The 20,775-nt window shown below is 72.1% G+C and carries 17 protein-coding genes; 7 read left to right on the top strand and 10 right to left on the bottom strand.

Annotated elements, in window-relative coordinates:
* Nucleotides 1–102: 102 nt before the first annotated feature.
* The 7 genes from glgB to EAD96_RS09090 all read right to left on the bottom strand — a co-directional run bounded on the left by glgB (nt 103) and on the right by EAD96_RS09090 (nt 9,627).
* Nucleotides 103–2,205 carry a 1,4-alpha-glucan branching protein GlgB gene (gene glgB, locus EAD96_RS09120; protein WP_121683942.1) on the bottom strand — a complete coding sequence of 701 codons (2,103 nt, stop codon included), beginning with the start codon at nt 2,203–2,205 and terminating at the stop codon, nt 103–105.
* Nucleotides 2,193–4,292, bottom strand: a complete 2,100-nt coding sequence (locus EAD96_RS09115) for an alpha-1,4-glucan--maltose-1-phosphate maltosyltransferase (protein WP_121683941.1) — start codon at nt 4,290–4,292, stop codon at nt 2,193–2,195. The genes glgB and EAD96_RS09115 overlap by 13 nt, the downstream gene beginning before the upstream one ends.
* 4 nt (nt 4,293–4,296) lie before the next feature.
* The gene (locus EAD96_RS09110; protein WP_121683940.1) at nt 4,297–5,181 is read right to left on the bottom strand and encodes an SDR family oxidoreductase; all 885 of its coding nucleotides are present in this window, start codon (nt 5,179–5,181) and stop codon (nt 4,297–4,299) included.
* 101 nt (nt 5,182–5,282) lie between these two features.
* Nucleotides 5,283–6,995, bottom strand: coding sequence for a 3-ketosteroid-delta-1-dehydrogenase (locus EAD96_RS09105; RefSeq protein WP_121683939.1), 1,713 nt, complete (start codon nt 6,993–6,995; stop codon nt 5,283–5,285).
* A 13-nt stretch (nt 6,996–7,008) separates the two neighbouring features.
* Nucleotides 7,009–8,238, bottom strand: coding sequence for an NADH:flavin oxidoreductase (locus EAD96_RS09100; RefSeq protein WP_121683938.1), 1,230 nt, complete (start codon nt 8,236–8,238; stop codon nt 7,009–7,011).
* Nucleotides 8,235–8,852 carry a TetR/AcrR family transcriptional regulator gene (locus EAD96_RS09095; protein WP_121683937.1) on the bottom strand — a complete coding sequence of 206 codons (618 nt, stop codon included), beginning with the start codon at nt 8,850–8,852 and terminating at the stop codon, nt 8,235–8,237. The genes EAD96_RS09100 and EAD96_RS09095 overlap by 4 nt, the downstream gene beginning before the upstream one ends.
* A gap of 31 nt (nt 8,853–8,883) precedes the next feature.
* Nucleotides 8,884–9,627, bottom strand: a complete 744-nt coding sequence (locus EAD96_RS09090) for a bifunctional 2-polyprenyl-6-hydroxyphenol methylase/3-demethylubiquinol 3-O-methyltransferase UbiG (RefSeq protein ID WP_121683936.1) — start codon at nt 9,625–9,627, stop codon at nt 8,884–8,886.
* Nucleotides 9,628–9,688: 61 nt separating this feature from the next.
* Here EAD96_RS09090 and EAD96_RS09085 point away from each other — a divergent pair, with 61 nt between their 5' ends.
* Nucleotides 9,689–9,925, top strand: coding sequence for an AbrB/MazE/SpoVT family DNA-binding domain-containing protein (locus EAD96_RS09085; protein WP_120570691.1), 237 nt, complete (start codon nt 9,689–9,691; stop codon nt 9,923–9,925).
* Nucleotides 9,926–10,006: 81 nt separating this feature from the next.
* On the opposite strand, the gene EAD96_RS09080 is transcribed toward EAD96_RS09085, so the two are convergent.
* Nucleotides 10,007–10,561 (bottom strand): Uma2 family endonuclease, encoded by a 555-nt coding sequence (locus tag EAD96_RS09080; RefSeq protein WP_233585576.1) that lies wholly within the window; start codon nt 10,559–10,561, stop codon nt 10,007–10,009.
* Nucleotides 10,562–10,683: 122 nt separating this feature from the next.
* Nucleotides 10,684–11,877, bottom strand: coding sequence for a glycogen synthase (glgA, locus tag EAD96_RS09075; RefSeq protein ID WP_120570690.1), 1,194 nt, complete (start codon nt 11,875–11,877; stop codon nt 10,684–10,686).
* Nucleotides 11,878–11,971: 94 nt separating this feature from the next.
* On the opposite strand from glgA, the gene glgC reads away from it, so the two are divergent.
* The 4 genes from glgC to EAD96_RS09055 all read left to right on the top strand — a co-directional run bounded on the left by glgC (nt 11,972) and on the right by EAD96_RS09055 (nt 16,893).
* A complete protein-coding gene (glgC, locus tag EAD96_RS09070; protein ID WP_091423661.1) occupies nt 11,972–13,204 on the top strand; it encodes a glucose-1-phosphate adenylyltransferase in 1,233 nt (410 codons plus the stop codon).
* Between the two features lie 36 nt (nt 13,205–13,240).
* Nucleotides 13,241–14,884: a phosphoglucomutase (alpha-D-glucose-1,6-bisphosphate-dependent) gene (gene pgm / locus EAD96_RS09065; RefSeq protein ID WP_121683935.1), complete on the top strand. Its 1,644-nt coding sequence runs from the start codon at nt 13,241–13,243 to the stop codon at nt 14,882–14,884.
* An 87-nt stretch (nt 14,885–14,971) separates the two neighbouring features.
* Nucleotides 14,972–15,844 carry a GNAT family N-acetyltransferase gene (locus EAD96_RS09060; protein WP_121683947.1) on the top strand — a complete coding sequence of 291 codons (873 nt, stop codon included), beginning with the start codon at nt 14,972–14,974 and terminating at the stop codon, nt 15,842–15,844.
* Entirely contained in the window at nt 15,841–16,893 is a 1,053-nt protein-coding gene (locus EAD96_RS09055) for a DegT/DnrJ/EryC1/StrS family aminotransferase (RefSeq protein WP_121683934.1), read from the top strand. The genes EAD96_RS09060 and EAD96_RS09055 overlap by 4 nt, the downstream gene beginning before the upstream one ends.
* Here EAD96_RS09055 and EAD96_RS09050 read toward each other — a convergent pair.
* Nucleotides 16,862–17,791 carry an NAD(+)/NADH kinase gene (locus EAD96_RS09050; RefSeq protein ID WP_121683933.1) on the bottom strand — a complete coding sequence of 310 codons (930 nt, stop codon included), beginning with the start codon at nt 17,789–17,791 and terminating at the stop codon, nt 16,862–16,864. The genes EAD96_RS09055 and EAD96_RS09050 overlap by 32 nt on opposite strands.
* Nucleotides 17,792–18,155: 364 nt before the next feature.
* Between EAD96_RS09050 and EAD96_RS09045 the strand changes: the two genes are divergently transcribed.
* Nucleotides 18,156–19,400 carry an O-antigen ligase gene (locus tag EAD96_RS09045; protein WP_233585574.1) on the top strand — a complete coding sequence of 415 codons (1,245 nt, stop codon included), beginning with the start codon at nt 18,156–18,158 and terminating at the stop codon, nt 19,398–19,400.
* A gap of 47 nt (nt 19,401–19,447) precedes the next feature.
* Nucleotides 19,448–20,722, top strand: a complete 1,275-nt coding sequence (locus EAD96_RS09040) for a lipopolysaccharide biosynthesis protein (protein WP_158614783.1) — start codon at nt 19,448–19,450, stop codon at nt 20,720–20,722.
* Nucleotides 20,723–20,775 lie beyond the last annotated feature (53 nt).

The following is a 20,775-nucleotide window of genomic DNA, read 5'->3' as shown; positions in this document are numbered from 1 at the left end:
GACTTTTGCTTCTCCGCGTCGGTCATGAAGTTGGCGGCGTTGGGGATCTCTTAGAGTGCCGCCAACTTCATGATCAACGGGGGTCGCGGGGCCGGCACGGGGTCAACGGGGGGAGAGCCAGAGGACGCCCAGCGGGGGGATGCGCAGGGACGCGGACGCCGGGAGGCCGTGCCACGGGACGTTCTCGGCGTGCACCTCGCCCAGGTTGCCCACGCCGGAACCGCCGTAGTGGTGGGCGTCGGTGTTCAGCGCCTCGGCCCACGTACCGGCCGCCGGCAGGCCGATCCGGTAGTCCTCCAGCGGGGCCGCGGAGAAGTTCGCCACGCACACCAGCGTCTGACCGTCCGGGGCGATCCGGATGAACGACACCGCGTTGTTGGCGACGTCGTCCCCGGCGATCCAGCGGAAGCCGGCCGGGTCGGTGTCCTGCGCCCAGAGCGCCGGGGTCTCCCGGTAGACGCGGTTCAGGTCGGCGACCATCCGTTGCACACCGGCGCGGGCCGGGTCGTGGGTGAGGTACCAGTCGAGGCCGCGCTCCTCGCTCCACTCCCGGTCGTCGGCCAGCTCACAGCCCATGAAGAGCAACTGCTTGCCCGGGTGCGCCCACATGTACGCCAGCAGCGCCCGCACGGTGGCCAGCCGCTGCCAGGTGTCGCCGGGCATCTTGCCCGCCAGTGACCCCTTGCCGTGCACCACCTCGTCGTGGCTGATCGGCAGCACGTAGTTCTCGCTCCACGCGTACGCCAGCGAGAACGTGAGCTGATGGTGGTGGTGCTGCCGGTAGATCGGGTCCTTCGAGGTGTAGAGCAGGGTGTCGTGCATCCAGCCCATGTTCCACTTGAACCCGAACCCGAGCCCGCCCTCCGACGTCGGCTTCGTGACGCCCGGCCAGGCGGTGGACTCCTCGGCGATCATCAGCACGCCGGGGTGGTGCCGGTAGACGGTGGCGTTCACCTCCTGGAGGAACGCGATCGCCTCCAGGTTCTCCCGCCCGCCGTGCACGTTCGGCGCCCACTGCCCGTCGGACCGGGAGTAGTCCAGGTAGAGCATCGAGGCGACCGCGTCCACGCGCAGCCCGTCGATGTGGAACTCGTCCAGCCAGTACAGCGCGTTGGCGACGAGGAAGTTGCGCACCTCGTTGCGGCCGAAGTCGAAGACGTACGTGCCCCAGTCGGGGTGCTCGCCGCGACGCGGGTCGGGGTGCTCGTACAGCGGGGTGCCGTCGAAACGGGCGAGCGCCCACTCGTCCTTGGGGAAGTGCGCCGGCACCCAGTCCAGGAGCACCCCGATGCCGGCCGCGTGCAGCCGGTCCACCAGGTGGCGGAAGTCGTCCGGGTCGCCGAACCGGGCGGTGGGCGCGTAGTAGCCGGTGACCTGATAACCCCACGAGCCGCCGAACGGGTGCTCCATCACCGGCAGGAACTCCACGTGGGTGAAGCCCATCTCGACCACGTACGAGGTCAGCTGCTCGGCCAGCTCCCGGTAGCCGAGGCCGGGCCGCCAGGAGCCCAGGTGCACCTCGTACACGCTCATCGGCTCCTGGTGCGGCGCCTGCCGGGACCGGCGCGCGAGCCAGTCCGCGTCGCCCCACTCGTACCGTGACTCGTGCACCACCGACGCGGTGGCCGGCGGCACCTCGGTGCGCGTGGCCATCGGGTCGGCCTTGTCCCGCCACCGGCCGTCGGCGCCGAGGACGCGGTACTTGTAGCGGGCGCCCACCGGCATGCCGGGCACGAAGATCTCCCACACGCCGCTGGACCCGAGCGACCGCATCGGCCACCCGTCGTCCGGCGCCCAGCCGGTCACGTCGCCGACCAGCCGCACGGCGCGGGCGTTGGGCGCCCAGACGGTGAACGCGACACCCTCGTCGAAGACCCGCGCGCCGAGCGCCGCCCAGAGCCGCTCGTGCCGGCCCTCGCCGATCAGGTGCAGGTCGAGGTCGCCGAGCGTGGGCGGATAACGGTACGGGTCGTCGTGCGTCGTGCCGTCCACCTCGACCCGGTAGTCGAGCACCTCGCCGGGGAGCACCGCCTCGAAGACACCGGCGTCGTGCACCCGCTTCATCGGGTGCCGTTCGCCGTCGGCGAGCACCGTCACCTCGCCCGCACCCCGGCGTAGCGTCCGGATCGTGGTGCTCCCGTCGGCCGGATGTGCGCCGAGCACGGCGTGCGGGTCGTGTACCTCGCCGGTGATCAGCTGGTCCATCGGGCGTCGTCCTTGTCGGCCGGTGCGGTCGGGGCGGTGCCGCCGGAGAGGTCGGCGGGTACGTCTTCCACTGTGAGGTCGGGCGCGGCCGGGTGCTCCGGTTCGGCGACGGCCTCCGGTGCGGCCGGGCGGCGCACGGTGAGCACGTGCGCCGGTTGCAGGTACGGGTCGAGGCGTACCGCGTTGCGCTGCCCCCAGTCGTACTCGGCGCCGGTCAGCTCGTCGCGCACGGTGAACCGCTCGTGCCAGTCCAGGCCGAGCGCCGGCATGTCGAGCGTGGTGTTGCCCCACTGCACCTCGCGGGAGTCGAACGAGCAGACCACGATCACCGTGTTGCCGGTCTGGAGGTCGTGCTTGGACCAGCACAGCAGCGCCGGGTTGTCGATGTCGTGGAACCGCAGGTTGCGTAGCTGGTGCAGGGCGGGGTTGTCCCGGCGTACCCGGTTCAGCGTGGTGATGAACGGCGCCAGCGACCGGCCCTGCGCCAGCGCGGCGTCCCAGTCCCGGGGCCGCAGCTCGTACTTCTCGTTGTCCAGGTACTCCTCCGCGCCCGGACGGGCCACGTGCTCGAACAGCTCGAACCCCGCGTACATGCCCCAGGAGGGGGAGAGCAGCGCCGCCAGCACCGCCCGGATCTTGAACATCGGCGGCCCGCCGTGCTGCAACGACGAGTGCAGGATGTCCGGCGTGTTCGGCCAGAAGTTCGGCCGCATCCAGTCGACCGAGGCGACCAGCTCCTCGCAGTACTCCCGCATCTCGGCCGCCGTCGTGCGCCAGGTGAAATAGGTGTACGACTGCGTGAAGCCGACCTTGCCGAGCCCGTGCATGATCGCCGGCCGGGTGAACGCCTCGGCCAGGAACAGCACGTCCGGGTCGACCTTCTTGACCTCGGCGATCAGCCAGTGCCAGAAGTCGAACGGCTTGGTGTGCGGGTTGTCCACCCGGAAGATCCGGATGCCCTCGCCGACCCAGTGCAGCACCACCCGCAGCACCTCGGCCCGGATGCCCTCCGGGTCGTTGTCGAAGTTCAGCGGATAGATGTCCTGGTACTTCTTGGGCGGGTTCTCCGCGTACGCGATGCTGCCGTCGGCCCGGGTGGTGAACCACTCCGGGTGCTCGGTGACCCACGGGTGGTCCGGCGCGCACTGCAACGCCAGGTCCATCGCCACCTCCAGCCCCTGCTCGGCGGCGGCCGCGACGAAGTCGCGGAAGTCCTCCGGCGTGCCCAGGTCGGGGTGGATGGCGTCGTGGCCGCCCTCGGCCGCGCCGATCGCCCACGGCGAGCCCACGTCGTCCGGCCCGGCGGTGAGCGCGTTGTTGCGGCCCTTGCGGTTGACCCGGCCGATCGGGTGGATCGGCGGCAGGTAGAGCACGTCGAAACCCATCGCCGCGACACCCGGCAGCCGCTCGATCGCGGTGGTGAACGTGCCGGAGCGGGCGGGCGCGTCGACAGTCGCCGGGATCGCGCCCTCCGAGCGGGGGAAGAACTCGTACCAGGCGGAGAAGAGCGCCCGGGGCCGGTCCACCCACAGCGTGCGCTCCTCGCCGGTGGTGACCAGCTCGCGCACCGGGTGCTCCCAGAGCAGGTCGGCCAGATCCAGCGCCGCGCTCACCCGCCGCGGCAGGTCCAGGTCGTCGTCGGTCAGCGCCCGCACGGCTTCGCGTACGCGATCCCGGTCGGCCTTCGGCACCAGGTCGAGCGCGGCGGTGAGCACCCGTACGCCCTCGGCCAGGTCGTTCGCCAGCTCGGCCGCGCCCTGGCCGGCGGCGAGCTTCTTGGTGACCGCGTTCTGCCAGGTGAGGTACGGATCCTGGAACGCCTCCACGGCGAAGCGCCACAGGCCCACCGCGTCCGGGCGGATCGTGGCGTGCCAGCGGTCCTGGCCGGGCTCGCCCGGGCGCATCCGGGTGAACGGGCGGGCCGCGCCGTCCGGGCCGAGCCAGACCACGTTGCACCCGAGCGCGTCGTGGCCCTCGCGATAGGCGCGCGCCGACACCGCCACGACCTCGCCGACGACCGCCTTGGCCGGGTAGCGACCGCAGGAGACGACGGGGGAGACGTCTTCGATCGGGAACCGTCCAGTCACCCGCTCAACCTACTGCGCGAGATCCTCTCGCGCTCGGTTGCGCACTGCTTCCACGCCGCCACGCCTTGGCACGCCGCATGTAGCGCAGCACCCCGGCCGGCCCGGTGGAGACCGGCCAGTCGTCGGTGCGGAAGTAGGCGTCCGAGCCGCCGTCCAGGAAGATCACCGAACCGCAGAGGAAGTCGGCGGCCGGCGACAGCATGAACGCCACCCACTCGCCGACGTCCGCCGGCCGGCCGCGCCCGCCGACCGGCACCGGCAGCCCCTCGACCGCCTCCTTCTCGCCCCGGGCGATCTGCTCCTCCAGCAGCGGGGTGGCGATGATGCCGGGGGCCAGGACGTTCACCCGGATGCCGGCGCCGGCCCACTCCGGCGAGATCGCGGCGCGGCGTGCCCACCGCGTCACCGCCAGCTTCGAGCTCGCGTACGCGAACGGCGCCGAGCGCTTGCCGAAGCGCCCCACCACGCGCAGTGCCCGGTCGGCGTCGCGGTCGAGCAGGGCCCGCACGGCGCGCTCCGGCACCATCGGGGTGAGCGTGACGGAGTTCGAGCCGAACACCACGACCTTGCTGTTGCCGGCGGCGGCCAGCGCCGGTCGCCACGCCTCGAGCAGCTCCACCACGCCGAAGAAGTTGACCTGCTGCACGAGCCGGTCCCGGCCGGGGATGCCGCCGAGCCCGGCGGCGCAGACCGCTCCGTCGAGCCGCCCTCCGGCCCGCTCCAGCACCTCGGTCGCCGCCGCCGCGCGCCCGGTCGGCGTGGAGAGGTCGGCGACGACCTCCACGTCCCGCAGGTCCACGCCGACGACTGTGTGCCCGTCTCGCCGCAGCCGCTCGGCGGACGCCCGGCCCATGCCGGAGGCCGCGCCGGTCACCGCGTACGTACCCATGTCGGTTCCTCTCCGCTTCGCCGACGGCCGGTCCGGGTCGGCCCCTTGCGTCTTGCCGGATGCTGGCACGCCGGGCGACCCCGGGTGCGACGAAACCGTGCCTATTCCGCCGTCGGGCGGCCCGAGGCCGGGGCGGCGGGGAGCTTGCCCGCCGCGTGCCGCCCGACGACGTAGCCGTAGACCAGGCCCTGGCCGATGGTCGCCCCGGCGCCCGGATAGGTGCGGCCGAAGGCGTTGGCGGCGGCGTTGCCGATCGCGTACAGCCCGGGGACCGGGGTCCCCGCGCCGGACAGCGCCCGGCCGAGACCGTCGGCCCGGATGCCACCGCAGGTCCCGAGGTCGGACAGGACGACCCGGACGGCGTACAGGGTGCCGGTCAGGGGCCGCAGGTTCGGGTTCGGCGTCACCGTCGGGTCGCCGTAGTAGCGGTCGTACGCGCTGGCGCCACGCGCGAAGTCGTCGTCGACGCCGGCGGCGGCGAGCTGGTTGAACCGCGCCAGGGTGGCGCTCAGCGCGTCGGCGTCCACGCCCATCGACCGGGCGAGGTCACCCGGGGTGCCCGCGCGGTGCGCGATGCCCGCCTCGTACCAGGACTTCGGCAGCGGGGCGCGGGGGAAGTGCGTGCCGGCGAAGACGTAGCTGTTGCGGTACCGCTGGTCGAAGACCAGCCACATGGCCGGCAGCGCCCCGCCCTCGTGGGCGAGGCCGAGCACCCGCTGCCCGAACGTCATGTAGTCGCAGGACTCGTTGACGAACCGGCGGCCCGTGCCGTCCACCATGAGCGACCCGGGCAGGGAACGCTCGGCGAGGAGCACCGACGGCGCGGCGTCGCCGACCGGCGCGACGGCGGGGAACCACCACGCCTGCTCCATCAGGTCGGTGCCGGCGCCCGCCTCCTGGGCGGCGCGGATCCCGTCGCCGGTGTTGCTGTCCGCGCCGAGGCTCCAGTCGCCCAGGTCGCGGTGGTGGTGGGCGTGCCGCAGCGGCAGGTCGTGGTCGAAGCCGCCGGTGGCGAGCACGACACCCCGCTCGGCCCGTACGGCGAACGTCGTCTCCCCGTGGCGCAGCTCCGCGCCGACGACCCGGTCCCCCTCGACCAGGAGCCGCTCCAGCGCCGTCTCGGTCCAGACCGGGATGCCGGCGCGGCGGACGCCGGCGAACAGGCCGGCGGCGATGGCCTGGCCGCCGGCGGCGTACTCGCGCCCGAGCGCGAGGCCGCCGAGGCCCTGGGCGAGGCGGGTCACGATGCGGGGCAGCGCGCGAACCGGAGTCTTCGCCATCAGGTTGAGCCACTTGTAGTCCGCGCCGGTGACCGGCATGGGCACTGGTGCGGAGAGGACGGCGGGACGCAGCCGCGCGCGGTCGGCGCCGAGGACCTTCAGGTCGAGCGGGCGGCACTCGCAGCTGCGGCCCTCGGCGGTGCCGCCGGGCAGCTCCGGGTGGTAGTCGGAGTAGCCGCGGGCCCAGAGGAACCGCATCGGGGTGGTCCGCGTGAGCATCTCGATCGTGGCGGTGCCGTGCTCCAGGAAGCTGCGCCAGCGCTGTTCGGGCGCGGAGCCGTCCACGACGGCCTCCAGGTACGCCGCGCCACGCTCGAGCGTGTCCCCGGAACCCTCGGCGGCCAGCACGGGATTGGCGGGGATCCAGAAGGCGCCGCCGGAGCGCGCCGTGGAGCCGCCGACCCAGCGCGACTTCTCCACGACCACGACGGAGAGGCCGGCCTCGTGGGCGCTGAGCGCGGCGGCGAGGCCGGTGCCGGAGCCGATCACGACGAGGTCGACCGAGGCCGGCTGCGGCTGCCGGGGTACGGACATGGGGAACTCCTTGCTACGGGGCGACGACGGGCCGGGTGCCGGCGGCGACGAGCGCCGCCGTCCCCTCGGCGTCCAGGGGGCAGTGGGTGCCGGTGAAGATGCTGGCGGCGCAGAGGTTGCAGTGGGTGCAGCGCGACCGGGTGGCGGCGTCACGGCTGATCCTGTTGATCAGGTCCGGCTCCCGGAGCAGGGCGCGGGCCATCGCGACGTACTCGAAGCCGTCGCTCATGGCCGTGCGCATCCCGTCCAGGTCGGTGACGCCGCCGAGCAGGATCAACGGCATGGACAGCTCGCGGCGGAACTGGAGCGCGAGGTCGCGGAAGTAGAGCGGCTGGTAGGGGTAGTCGTGGAACAGGAACCGGCCGAACATCTTCATGCCGAGCCGCAGCAGCGGCGGCTGGGGCGCGGCCATCGCCGCGAGCGGGATGTCGCCCCGGAACAGGAACATCGGGTTGAGCAGCGACGACCCGCCGGTGAGTTCCAGGGCGTCCAGGTGCCCGTCGGTCTGCAGCGTCCGGGCGAACGGGATCGACTCGTCGAGATCGAAACCGCCGCGTACACCGTCGCTCATGTTCATCTTGGCGATGACGGCCACGTCGTCGCCGACGGCCTCCTTGACGGCGGCCAGGATCCGGCGCGGGAACTCGGCGCGGTTGGCCAGCGCGCCGCCGAACTCGTCCCGGCGCCGGTTGAGCTTCGGCGACAGGAACGATCCGGCGAGGTAGGTGTGGCCCAGGTGCACCTCGACGGCGTCGAAGCCCACCTCGCGCGCCGCCGCGGCGGCGCTGCCGTGCGCGGCCACGATGCGGCGGATGTCGTCGTGCGTCGCGGCGCGGTCGAAGCCCATCGCCAAGGGGTTGAACCGCGCCGACGAGGCGAGCGAGGGCAGCCCGTTCGAGCGGGAGTTCGCCACCGGCCCGGCGTGGCCGATCTGGGCGCTGACCTTGGCGCCGGTGGCGTGCACCGCCTCGGTCAGGCGCCGCAGCCCGGGCAACGCCTCGGGCCGCCAGTAGACCTGGCCCCGTTCGGTGCGCCCCTCGGGCGCGACGGCGAGGTAGGCGACAGTCGTCATGCCGACGCCGCCGCGGCCGACAGCGGTGTGGTACTCGATCAGGCGGTCGGTGACCAGGGCGTCCGGGGTCGCCCCCTCGAAGGTGGCGGACTTGATGACCCGGTTGCGCAGGCGCACCGGACCGAGGGTGGCGGGGGAGAGCGGGTCGGGGATCGGGCGCGTGGTGGTCACGGGGCTTCCTCGGGTGTGGTGATGCGGATGTCGAGCAGACGCAGCAGGGCGTCGACGGCGTGGGCGGGCGACCCGTCGGGGCCGCCGCGGGCCCAGTCGTACAGCGCGGCCTGGGCCGCCTCGCGGTACGCGGTGGCGACGGCGTGATAGATCGCCGTCGGCGCTCCCGGTCGACGCCGGGCGATCTCCCCGGCGAGGGCCTCGGTCCAGGGCGCGTAGGCGCGCGCGGAGGCTTCCGCCAGCTCGGGTTCCTCGGCGACGACCCGCATCCAGTACCCGCCCGCGCTGAGCACGAGCGCGTCGTCGGAGACGGAGGCGACCACGGCGGCGCGCAGCGCGTCCGACAGCGGGATGTCGAGGGGCAGCGCGCGGAACGTGTCGGTCAGCCGCCGGGTGGCGGCGGGCACCCCCACCCAGGCGAGGGCGGCCTTGGACGGGAAGTGCCGCATCAGGGTGCGGGCGCTGATCCCGGTGGCCGCGGAGATGTCGTCCCAGCCGGTGGCGCCGTAGCCGTGCTCCGCCCAGAGCCGCAGGGCCGCGGTGCCGACCGCTTCGGGATCGAGCACCGTGGGCCGGCCACGTCGGCGCCGCGCGGGCGGGTTGTCCGAGGCCATGCGGCCAGTGAAGCATTTTTGTCAGGAAGCGTCAATAATCGGCGACCGGACGGCGGCGCTGCGCGACGAACACGAACTCCCGACCGGGGCGATCAGGCGCCTCCCGCACGTCGAGCACCCGGTATCCGGCGGCGGTCAGGCTCGACTCGACCTCGTCGCGGTCGCGGAACCGCAGCGTCGAGTCCGACGTGACCACCGCTCCGTCGCGCAGGAACCGGTAGGTGTAGCGGAAGGAGACGAACGGCAGGTCGATCGCGGTGACCCGGAGACGCCGTTCCACCCGTCCGACGCCCGGGACCGATCGGACGACCGGGGCGGTGTCCGTCGCCCACTGTTCCCAGGCGCGACGATCGGGACGCCGGGTCTCGAAGACGAGATGCCCCTGCGGCCGGAGCGCGGCGTGGATGCTCCGGAGCGTCAGCCCCCAGTCGGCATCGGTGAGGAAGACCTGCGCCACGTTCCCGGTCATCGTGGCCAGGTCGGCGTCGAGCGCGGGCAGCGCCGTGGCGTCGCCGTGGATCCAGTGGACCGTGCCGGCCCCGTCCTTGGCCCGCGCGACGTCGAGGGACGCCTCAGCCGGGTCGACGCCGACGACCGCGTGCCCGTGCCGGGCCAGCAGGACCGCCAGCGACCCGGTCCCGCAGCCCACGTCGAGCACCCTGCGCGCGCCCAGCTCACGGGCGAGCGCGAGGTAGGCGGCCAGGTCGTCCCGGTCGGAGTCGAAGGCGTCGTAGACCGGCGCGAGGCGCGGATCGGCGAAGATCGCATCGGGCATCGGGCGACCCTACCGAGGCTTGTGACACGTATCTTTTGTATTACGTGACGGGAGGGCCGCGATGAGGTTGAACAGCAAGGGGGAGGTGACCATCCCGGCTGAGCTGCGCGCTCGGCTCAATCTGCACGAGGGCGACGAGGTGGACGTGATCGAGGAGGGCGGTGCCCTACGCACCCGGCCGGTTTCCTGGCCGGCAAGGCGCACGCGCGGTACCGGTCGCGTGGGGGTGCCAAGCGTTCGCCGATCGCCGACTTCTACATCGGCGCGCACGCAGCGGTCTGCCGCTACCGTCTGCTGACCCGGGACGGCAGACGCTACCGCAGCTACTTCCCCGGATTGACCCTCATCGCGCCCGACGATTGATGTTCCGCCAGGGCCGTCAGCCGAGGTCGTGCTCGACCGGTGTGGTGTTGAGGACCCAGGCGAGCGGCATGGTGGCCCGTACGTCGTAACGCGAGCCGTTCAGGCGGTGCATCGTGACGGTCTGCGCCGGGTCCTGCTCGACGACCCAGTACTGCGGGATGCCCGCCCCCGCGTATTCGCCGCGCTTGGTCACCGTGTCGATGCCCTCGGAGCCGGGCGAGACGATCTCGACCACGAGAAGCACGTCGCCCGGTGGCAGCCACACGCCGTCGGCCTGCGTCTTGCTCCACACCACGAGGTCGGGGATGCGTCCACCGACGCCGCCGTGCCGGCCCGGGATGCGCAGCCCGACTGCCTGGGCGACGTGATCCGCCGGTACGCCGCCGTGGGCGAGCCACACCATGAGCCGGGTCGCGATGATCGCATGGGCGTATCCCGGCGGCGGCACGATCGAGAGAACTCCCTCAGGGCTGATCTCGTATCGATGGTGCTCGTCCGCGGCCATCATCGCGGTCAGGTCGTCGAGCGACACGGTCGACGGCATGGATCTGCCCACCGCCTCCGCGCTCATGCCGGAATCGTACCGGGCCGAGCGCGCTCGCGGCCGACACGGACGCGCCGGACGGTGTGCGGCGTGCCGCAGTCCGGGCCGGGCCGGGCCGTCGTCTCGGGCGGGCTGTCCAGAAGGTGCCCTTACACCCCCACGGAGCGGTACACCTCGATCGTCTGCTCGGCGATCGCCTGCCAGGAAAAGTGCTCCACGGCCCGCCGCCGCCCCGCCGCGCCGAACGCCGCGATCCGCTCCGGGTCGGCCAGCAGCTCGTTGATCCGCGCGGCCAGGTCGGCCACGAAACGCTCCGGGTCCAGCGGCGTGCCGGAGCCGTCACCGGCCTGCTCGATCGGCACCAGCAGCCCGGTCTCGCCGTCGGCCACCACCTCCGGGATGCCGCCCGTGGCGGTCGCCACCACTGCGGTCTCGCAGGCCATCGCCTCCAGGTTGACGATGCCCATCGGCTCGTAGACGGACGGGCAGGCGAAGACCGTGGCGTGGGTGAGCACCTGGATCACCTCGTGCTTGGGCAGCATCGCCGCCACCCAGACCACCCCGGACCGGGTCGCCCGCAGCTCCGCCACGAGCCCCTCCACCTCGGCGGCGATCTCCGGGGTGTCCGGCGCGCCGGCCAGCAGCACGAGCTGGGTGTCGGCGGGCAGCTCCCGGGCCGCGCGCAGCAGGTACGGCAGGCCCTTCTGCCGGGTGATCCGCCCGACGTAGACAACGCTGGGCCTCGCCGGGTCGATGCCGAGCCGGTCGAGTACGTCGGTTGCCGGGTCCGGGGCGTACTGCGCGGTGTCGATGCCGTTGTAGACCACGCGTACCCGGTCGGGGTTCACCGCCGGGTACGCGGTGAGCACGTCGCGGCGCATGCCCGCGCTCACCGCGATGATCGCGTCGGCCGACTCGAACGCGGTCCGCTCGCACCAGGAGGAGAGCGCGTACCCGCCGCCGAGCTGCTCGGCCTTCCACGGGCGCAGCGGCTCCAGGCTGTGCGCCGTCACCACGTGCGGCACCCCGTGCAGCAGCTTCGCGGTGTGCCCGGCCAGGTTGGCGTACCAGGTGTGGCTGTGCACCACGTCGGTGCCGGCGGTCCCGGCGGCCATCTCCAGGTCGACGCCCATGACCCGCAGCGCGGCGTTCGCGCCGGCGAGCGGGGCCGGCTCGGCGTACGCGGTGACGCCCTTCTCGTCGCGGGGCGCGCCGAAGCAGTGCACCCGCACGTCGGCGAGCCGGCGCAGCTCGCGGGCGAGGTATTCCACGTGCACTCCGGCGCCGCCGTACACCTCCGGCGGGTACTCGCGGGTGAGCAGGTCGACGCGCATCGGTGCCATGCCCGCACCCTAGTGCAGAGCGCCACGTCGCACCGGGTGCGCAAGTGTGGGCGTCCGAGTGGTGAAGTCGGTTCGGGGTGGTTAGCGTCTGAGCATGGCTGCCAAGGTGCTCGCGATCGTCCTGGCCGGCGGGGAGGGCAAGCGCCTGATGCCCCTGACCACCGACCGGGCGAAGCCCGCCGTCCCCTTCGGCGGGATGTACCGCATGGTCGACTTCGTCCTGTCCAACCTGGCGAACGCCGGCTTCCTCAAGATCGTCGTGCTGACCCAGTACAAGTCCCACTCGCTGGACCGCCACATCACCAAGACCTGGCGGATGTCGACGCTGCTGGGCAACTACGTCACGCCGGTGCCCGCGCAGCAGCGCCGCGGCCCGTGGTGGTTCGCCGGCTCGGCCGACGCGATCTACCAGAGCTTCAACCTGATCAACGACGAGCAGCCCGACTACGTGATCGTCTTCGGCGCCGACCACATCTACCGGATGGACCCCCGGCAGATGGTCGAGGACCACATCGCCTCCGGTGCCGGGGTCACGGTGGCCGGCATCCGGCAGCCGCTCGCGACGGCCGACCAGTTCGGCGTGATCGAGGTCGGCGAGGACGGCAAGCGCATCCGCGCGTTCCGGGAGAAGCCCACCGACGCGGTCGGGCTGCCCGACGCGCCGGACGAGATCTACGCCTCGATGGGCAACTACGTGTTCACCACCCGGGCGCTGTGCGAGGCGGTCGAGCGCGACGCGGCGGACAAGACGAGCAAGCACGACATGGGCGGCAGCATCATTCCGATGCTCGTCGAGCGCGGCGAGGCGAACGTCTACGACTTCAAGGACAACGAGGTGCCCGGCAGCACCGACCGCGACCGCGGCTACTGGCGGGACGTGGGAACGCTCGACTCGTTCTACGACGCGCACATGGACCTGATCAACGTGCACCCGGTGTTCAACCTCTACAACTTCGAGTGGCCCATCTACACCGAGCAGCCGCCGTACCCGCCGGCCAAGTTCGTGCACGCCTGGGGCGAGCGGGTGGGCCGCGCGGTCAGCTCGATGGTCTCGCCCGGCTCGGTGATCTCCGGCTCGCTGGTGGAGAACTCGATCGTGGCGCCGAAGGTGAAGGTGCACTCCTGGGCGCACGTCGACGGCGCCGTGCTGATGGAGGGTGTCCAGATCGGCCGCCACGCGGTCGTCCGGCGCGCCATCCTGGACAAGAACGTCCACGTCCCGGAGGGCGCCGAGATCGGCGTCGACCTGGAGAAGGACCGCCAGCGCTACACCGTGTCCGACAACGGCATCGTCGTCATCGGCAAGGGCCAGCGCGTCGAGCCCTGAGCAGTCCCCACCGCAACACCCGAGGAGGATCCCGCAGTGGCCCACCCCCGTGCCGGCCAGCCCGCTCAGCCCGCCGACCTGGTCGACGTGCCCCGGCTGGTCACCGCCTACTACGCCGAGCACCCGGACCCGGACGACCCGGCGCAGCAGGTCTCCTTCGGCACCTCCGGGCACCGCGGATCCAGCCTGCGCAACGCGTTCAACTCCGACCACATCCTGGCCGTCACCCAGGCGCTCTGCGACTACCGCCGCGAACAGGGCCTGGACGGGCCACTGTTCCTCGGCCGGGACACCCACGCGCTCTCCGCGCCCGCCGAGGCCGACGCGCTGGAGGTGCTCGCCGCCAACGACGTCACGGTGCTGCGCGACAGCCGCGACGGCTACACCCCGACCCCGGCGGTCTCGCACGCCATCCTCACCCACAACCGGGGGCGCACCGGCGGCCTCGCCGACGGCATCGTGATCACCCCGTCGCACAACCCGCCGTCCGACGGCGGGTTCAAGTACAACCCCACCCACGGCGGGCCCGCCGACACCGACGCCACCAAGTGGATCCAGGACCGCGCGAACGCCATCCTCGCCGCCGGGCTCAAGGAGGTGAAACGCATCCCGTACGCGCGGGCGCGTGCCGCCGCCACCACCGGTGAGTACGACTTCCTCGCCCACTACGTCGACGACCTGCCCGCGGCGCTGGACATCGACGCGATCCGCGACGCCGGGGTGCGCATCGGCGCGGACCCGATGGGCGGGGCGAGCGTGGCGTACTGGGGCGAGATCGCCGAACGGCACCGCCTCGACCTCACCGTGATCAACCCGCTCGTGGACCCGACGTGGCGGTTCATGACGCTCGACGGCGACGGCAAGATCCGGATGGACTGCTCGTCGCCGAACGCGATGGCCTCGCTGATCGCCGCCCGGGACGACTACGCGGTCTCCACCGGCAACGACGCCGACGCCGACCGGCACGGCATCGTCACGCCCGACGGCGGCCTGATGAACCCCAACCACTACCTGGCCGTGGCGATCGGCCACCTGTTCCGTACCCGGGAGCAGTGGGGCCCGGCCGCGGCGGTGGGCAAGACGCTCGTCTCCTCCTCGATGATCGACCGGGTCGCGGCCGACCTCGGCCGCCCGCTGCTGGAGGTGCCGGTCGGGTTCAAGTGGTTCGTGCCCGGCCTGCTCGACGGCACCGTCGGCTTCGGCGGCGAGGAGAGCGCCGGGGCGTCGTTCCTGCGCCGCGACGGCGGCACGTGGACCACCGACAAGGACGGCATCCTGCTCTGCCTGCTCGCCGCCGAGATCATCGCCACCACCGGCCGTACGCCGAGCGAGCACTGGGCCGAGCTGGCCGACCGCTTCGGCGCGCCCGCGTACGCCCGGATCGACGCGCCGGCCGGCCGGGAGGAGAAGGCGGTCCTGGCGAAGCTCTCGCCGGAGCAGGTCACCGCCACCGAGCTGGCCGGCGAGCCGATCACCGCGATCCTCACCACCGCGCCCGGCAACGGCGCGGCGATCGGCGGCCTCAAGGTGACCACCGAGTCGGGCTGGTTCGCCGCCCGCCCGTCCGGCACCGAGGACGTCTACAAGATCTACGCCGAGTCGTTCCAGGGCCCGGAGCACCTGGCCCGGATCCAGGAGGAGGCCAAGGCGCTGGTCGACGGCGTGCTCGCCACCGCCTGACCGTTCGCGGAGCGTCCGCCGTTCAACCCGGGCGGGTTTCTGCCCGAAATCCACCTTTAGTGGGGGTCGGCGGCCTATGGTGTGGCCATGTCGGTCGTCCCGCGTCCCGCGCCTCTGTCCGATTCCGTGTCGCCCGCCTCCGACAGCCATGCCCCGGCTGCTTCGCCGAACCTTCACGTACGTCCGGCAGTGGTCGCCGACGCCGCTTGGCTGGCCTCGGTCAGCCAAGCGTCGTTCGTCCGCCACCTGCACGACTACCTGACTTCGGCCCAGCCCGGCGTCGGCCGGTTCTGGGAGGTCGTGCTGGCGCATCCGGCGTCGTTCCCCGGCCGCTGTTTCCTGGTGGCCGAGACCGACGAGGGCGATCGCCTGGGCTTCGCCGACCTGACACTCGTCGACCCGGGACTCGCCCACCTCTCCTACATCTGCGTCGTACGAGCCGCGCGCGGCCGCGGCGTCGCCCGTGCGCTGTTGCGGGCGTACCTCGATCGCCATCCCGGCGTCCGGGGAATGCGGCTGGACGTCTTCGCCGACAACGCTCCTGCCCGGGCCCTGTACGACCGGCTCGGCTTCACCATCGAGTCCACGAGCACGTGGTGGGTCACCGACGTCGCACCCGACCGGTCCGCTGCGTCCGCCGGTGTGCGGTTCGACGGTCTGCATGCCGCTCGTGCCTGGTTCGACACCTACGGCTTCGGCGAGCTCACGGCCGTCGTCGGGGACTCCGACGTGCGGTTCGGTCGCCCGAGCGCCCGGGTGCTGCGCTGCTTCGACGTCGCGACCCTGCGGCAGCCGGCCGTCGTCGCCGCCGTACTGCGCGAGTTCCCCGAGATCGATCGCGTGCTGGTCATGGCGTCCGGCGACGCCCCGCCACCCTGTGCCCTCGGTGACCTGCGCGCTGTAAACCACTCGTTGAGGATGTCCACACCCGAGATCCGCACCCGACTGGAGCTCACGTGACGAAGACGATCGCCAAGACCGCCACCGACCCGGGTGCATTCCACACTCCGAGCCTGTTCTACAGCGCGGCCCGGGAGGGGATGCGGGACCTGCTCGCGCAGCCCGAGGTGTGGCGAGGCGAGCAACGTGGCATCCTGTTGCCGTCGTTCATCGGCTGGTCGGCGCACGAGGGCAGTGGCGTCTTCGACCCGGTGACCGAACTCGGCCTCGACCCCGGCTTCTACGACCTGACCCCGGACCTCGCGGTGGACCTGTCGTCGCTGGAGACCCGGCTCGCCGAGGGCCGGTACGACGTGGTCGTCGCCATCCACTACTTCGGCCGTACCGAGCGGGCGATCGGGCGGATCCGTACCCTGACCGATCGACACGGTGCGCTGCTGCTGGAGGACCTCGCGCACGCCTGGTTCACCCATGCGCTCGGTGGTCCGGCCGGGCGCACCGGGGAGGTGTCGCTCTACTCCCTGCACAAGATGCTGCCGATGCCTGGGGCGCGCGGCGGGATGGTGACCTACCGCAACCCCGACCGGCTCACCGGGCAGCGCGAGACCGCGCCGGAGCTGGCGCGGTACGTGATCGACCACGACACGCCGGGCATCGCCCGACAGCGCCGGGAGAACTTCAGCGCCCTCACCGATCTGCTCGGCACCCTGCCGGAGATGGGTGACGCCTTCGAGCTGATGTGGCCCGAACTCGATGAGGACGACGTGCCGCAGACCTTGCCGGTGCGGATCCTCGGGGCCGGACGCGAGAACCGTGACCATGTCTACGCGGAAATGAACCGCGAGGGATTCGGCATGGTCAGCCTCTACCACACGCTCATCGAGCACCTGCGTGACCACCCGACGACGGCGCGTCTCGCGCGGCACATCATCAACTTCCCGGTGCACCAGGACATCGCGCCGGACGACTATCCCGCCCTGATCGCCGGCTTCCGCCGAGCTCTGAACTCCCTTCCCGGTCACCGCACCGTGATGGCGTCCGGGTTCGAAGGTGACGAGAGGGCGCAGGGCGCGGCCGTCACCGCGGCGGGGGCAGCTTCCGGCGGTTGAGTTGCTCCCGTAGCCCCTCCGGCAGGAGTTCGCGTAGCTGGTCGGGCAGCAACGGCAGATCGAGCAGGCTCAGTTTGAGCTGGTTGCGCTCCTGGTAGCGGCGCGGGTCGAGGCGGACGACGCGACCGGCGTCGCGGACGTACCGGACGTGCACCGAGCCCTCCGTCGCCGCCTGACGGATCAGCAACCCGTCCATCTCCACCGCCACCGGCGCGGAATCCGGGCGTAGTTCCAGGTGCACACTTTCGTGGGCGGAGAGCAGAACCGAACGGGAGATCCCGGCCATCGGCGCGGAGGGCGTCACCACCATCGCCTCGGTCGAGGGCGAGACCAACGGGCCCCCGGCGGCGTAGCTGTAGGCGGTCGAGCCGGTGGGTGTGCTCACCACCAACGCATCGCACCGGTAGTAGCCGTAGCGCTGACCGTCAACCGCCAGGGTGGCGGTGACGAAGCCCGCTCCGGGCTGCCGGACCAGGGCGATGTCATTGAACGCCACCACGTCGTCACCACAGACGTCGCAGGCCAGACAGGCGTGCGACTCGATCGTGAAATCCCGCCCCACCAGCCGTTCCAGTGCCCGGGGCAGGTCGGGCGGTTCCACCTCGACCAGGAAGCCCAGCCGCCCCAGGTGTACGCCGAGCACCGGCTTCGGATCGCGGACGGCCATCCGCAGCGCACCCAGCATGGTGCCGTCCCCGCCGATGCTGATCAGCGCGTCGCAGTGTGCGGCCAGGTCGCCGACGGGCACCGCTTCCACCGAGGCCGGCACCCGGTGCCGGTCCTCGCACCTGACGGCCAGGGTCTTGTGGTGCTGTGCCGCCCACCGTGCGATCGTCTCCACCACCTCGGAGACGTCCCGGGTGGGGTGCAGCACCAGCCCGAACACATAGCCCGCCACCCCTACAGCTCATCACACCGGTGGGCGGGCCGCCCGGCGTACCGGAAGGCGCGTGGGCGGCGAAGTGTGTCCGAACAGGCGACCTTCCGTACCCGTGCTCGGCTCCGACTCGTTGGACGCGAGGTGGAACGGGGACGAGTGGAGCGTCGATGCAAGTCATGATCATGGCGGTTGCCCGACTGCGGCATCGGCCGGACCTTGAGGTGCGCAGCCTGCGCGGACGGACGCCGAGGTGCGCGGTGGGGAGCCGGAGGTGACGGTGGCGCACGGCACGAGCCGGTCGGCCGCCGGCGTGATGAACCGCCCCGGACTGCCGTTCGAAGCGGGCCCGCGGGTGCGGTCCGGCTCAGGTGTCGGATCCTCCGTGGTGCGTGCCACGATCGTCGTGGCGTTGCTCAACTTCGACCAGTTCCCGCGCCTGATCGCCCGCGGGTTCGTGGTGACCGCGGTGCTGCTGGCGGTGCCGTTGATCCTCCACGAGGTCCTTCGTCCGGCCTCCCGGGCCCGCGTCGTGGTGTTCTGGGTTCTGGTGCTCTTCGGAGTGCTCGCGTTGCCGGGGATCACCCGCTCACCGGAATCTGAGTACGGCCAGCAGAAGTTCTTTCTGCTGGTGACCCTGACGATGGCCGCCGCCCTGGCGGTCGCGGTGCTGCGCGGACCGCGGGACGTCGAGATGTTCGCCGTCGTGTTCGTCGTGTCGGGCCTGGTGCTCGCGGTCGCGGCCCTGACGGGGGACTCGGAAGGCGGGCGGGCGAGTGGGTTCGGCTCCAATCCGATCTGGCTGGCCCGAGCTGTCGGGGCCGCGCTCGTGGCCCTCACCTGGCTCTACCTGCGCAGGCGTCTGTCGGCCTGGCCGGCGGCTCTCCTGGCCGCGATACTCCTCCTCGGTCTGATCGCGACCGGCTCCCGGGGGCCGCTGCTGGCCACCGTCGTAGCCATGTTCTTCCTCGTCCTGGCCGGACTGCGGCTGAAGATCCGGCAGGTTCGCCGTGAGTGGGTCGGCCTGACCCTGATGGGTGCCCTGGTGCTGGTCGTCGCCGCCCTGCCCTCACTGCTGCCGCCTCGGGTGTACGCCCTCGTGGTCGACCCGAGCGAGGAGCTGTTCGGTAGCGCGCGCGCAGGCATGCGCGAGGCAACCACGCCGATCATCGCCGAGAACCCGGGCGGAATCGGCTACGGCAACTGGGGTGACTACTCCGGCATGGCCGTCTACAGGTATCCGCACAACCTCTGGCTCGAACTACCGGCCGAGGCGGGGTGGCTGGTGGGAGGCGTCTTCGTCCTGGCCGTCCTCGCCGTGGCGTTCGGACTCTGGGTCGTCAGCCGACGTGAGCCCGCAGCAGGGCTCGTCCTCGGCCTGCTCGCGTTCTACGCGGTGGCGGTGTCGACCTCCGGCGACATCAACGGGGATCGACCGCTCTTCGTCGTGCTGGCTCTCGGCGTGCTCCTGCTCGCCGGAGCGCGAGCACGGGCCGCCGGCGGGCGGCCGGGCGCGGTCGGTGCCCGGCGGCAGGCCCGTGCCGGGGCATGGGGGTCGATGTCCCCGTCCCGCCCGCCGAGCGGGCGCGGGCTCTGGGAACACGCCGGCCGGGCGCGGGCTCTCGGTTGACCTGGCGCCGTTCCCGGTTGCCCACCATGTCGGGGGCCCGGCGCGGCGTGCTCAGCATCGCCGCCGGGTCGGCGGGCGGCCAGGTGCTGGCGCTGGCGGCCGCTCCGCTTCTGGCCAGGATCTACCGTCCGGCCGATTTCGGTCTCTTCGCCGTGGTCTCCGCGTTGGCGATGACCATCGGCACGGTGGCCGCGCTCCGGTGGGAGATGGCGATCCCGATTCCCGAGCGGGAGAGTGACGCCCGTGCGTTGGTGACCCTGGGCCTCGCTGCGGCCTGTGGGACGGGCGCCGTCGGGGCGTTGCTGGTGCTGCTCCTGCGTGACGAGGTGGCTCGGTGGTTCGACCAGCCCGATCTTGCGCCCTGGCTGTGGGTGGTTCCGCCCACCGCCGCGGCGATGGGCACGGTTCTGGTGCTCAACCAGTTCGCCGTGCGACACCGCCGGTACGGCATGATCGGTCGGCGCAACCTGTTCCAGGCCGTGGGCGTCGTAGCCACGCAGCTCGTGGCCGGCGTGGCGGGTCTGCGGTCCGGCGGCTTGGCGCTCGGGTTCGGGTTCGGGCAGGTGGTTGCCGCCGGGGTCCTGCTCCGGGGCGCGCGCCGGCGCGGCGCGGCGGCGGGCGGCGCGCGGTTCCGGGGCCTTGCGGCCGTGGCTCGGAGATACCGCCGGTTCCCCTTTCTCATGGCGCCGTCCGGACTCCTCAACATCCTGGGTACTCAGCTGCCGGTTCTGCTCATCGCCTCCTGGTACGGCAGCACGGTCGCCGGCTGGCTGGGCCTGACCCAGCGGGTGATCGCGATGCCGATCGCGTTGGTGTCCTCCGCCGTCGCCCAGGTCTACCTGGCCGAGATCGCGAGGGCCGCCCGGGAGCGTGCCGCGGACGGGCGGCGGATCTTCATCGGCGCGACGCGGAGACTGGCACTGATCGCTGTGCCCGGTGCGGTTGCCGTCGTGCTCGCCGCGCCGTCGGCGTTCTCCCTGATCTTCGGGCCCCAGTGGCACAGCAGCGCCGACTACGCACAGGCGCTGGCCGTCTTCATGGCGGCTCAGTTCGTCGCGTCACCGCTCTCCCAGACGCTGGTCGTGTTCGAACGTCAAGGTCTCCAACTTGCCTGGGACGCGGGCCGTGTCCTGGTGATCGCGGGCGCTGTCTCCGCGGTGGCGCTGGCCGACGGATCCGCGCTGATCGCCGTCTGGGCGTTCGGTCTCTCCGGAGCTGTCACGTACGGCGTCGGCTGGCTCATGTCGTTGCGTGTGGTGACGGTGGCGAGCCGAGCCGCGAGACGTGCCGCCTCGTCCCCCCGACTCGTTCCACAGAGCTGATGGACGGCGGGACGGCCCTATTTGAACCTTTTGCGCATCTCGACTCTGTGCGG

It is taken from the genome of Micromonospora sp. BL1 (assembly GCF_003667485.1).
In the GTDB taxonomy this organism is placed as follows: domain Bacteria; phylum Actinomycetota; class Actinomycetes; order Mycobacteriales; family Micromonosporaceae; genus Micromonospora; species Micromonospora tulbaghiae.
Note: the sequence above shows the minus strand (reverse complement) of the source record. Positions and strands in the feature narration are given on the sequence as shown.

Coding starts and splice junctions, on each gene's coding strand:
- EAD96_RS09105 (WP_121683939.1), bottom strand. CDS start 6,995: ATGTCCGTACCCCGGCAGCCGCAGCCGGCCTCGGTCGACCTCGTCGTG.
- glgB (WP_121683942.1), bottom strand. CDS start 2,205: ATGGACCAGCTGATCACCGGCGAGGTACACGACCCGCACGCCGTGCTC.
- EAD96_RS09110 (WP_121683940.1), bottom strand. CDS start 5,181: ATGGGTACGTACGCGGTGACCGGCGCGGCCTCCGGCATGGGCCGGGCG.
- EAD96_RS09085 (WP_120570691.1), top strand. CDS start 9,689: ATGAGGTTGAACAGCAAGGGGGAGGTGACCATCCCGGCTGAGCTGCGC.
- EAD96_RS09090 (WP_121683936.1), bottom strand. CDS start 9,627: ATGCCCGATGCGATCTTCGCCGATCCGCGCCTCGCGCCGGTCTACGAC.
- EAD96_RS09080 (WP_233585576.1), bottom strand. CDS start 10,561: ATGAGCGCGGAGGCGGTGGGCAGATCCATGCCGTCGACCGTGTCGCTC.
- EAD96_RS09060 (WP_121683947.1), top strand. CDS start 14,972: ATGTCGGTCGTCCCGCGTCCCGCGCCTCTGTCCGATTCCGTGTCGCCC.
- glgC (WP_091423661.1), top strand. CDS start 11,972: ATGGCTGCCAAGGTGCTCGCGATCGTCCTGGCCGGCGGGGAGGGCAAG.
- EAD96_RS09095 (WP_121683937.1), bottom strand. CDS start 8,852: ATGGCCTCGGACAACCCGCCCGCGCGGCGCCGACGTGGCCGGCCCACG.
- glgA (WP_120570690.1), bottom strand. CDS start 11,877: ATGGCACCGATGCGCGTCGACCTGCTCACCCGCGAGTACCCGCCGGAG.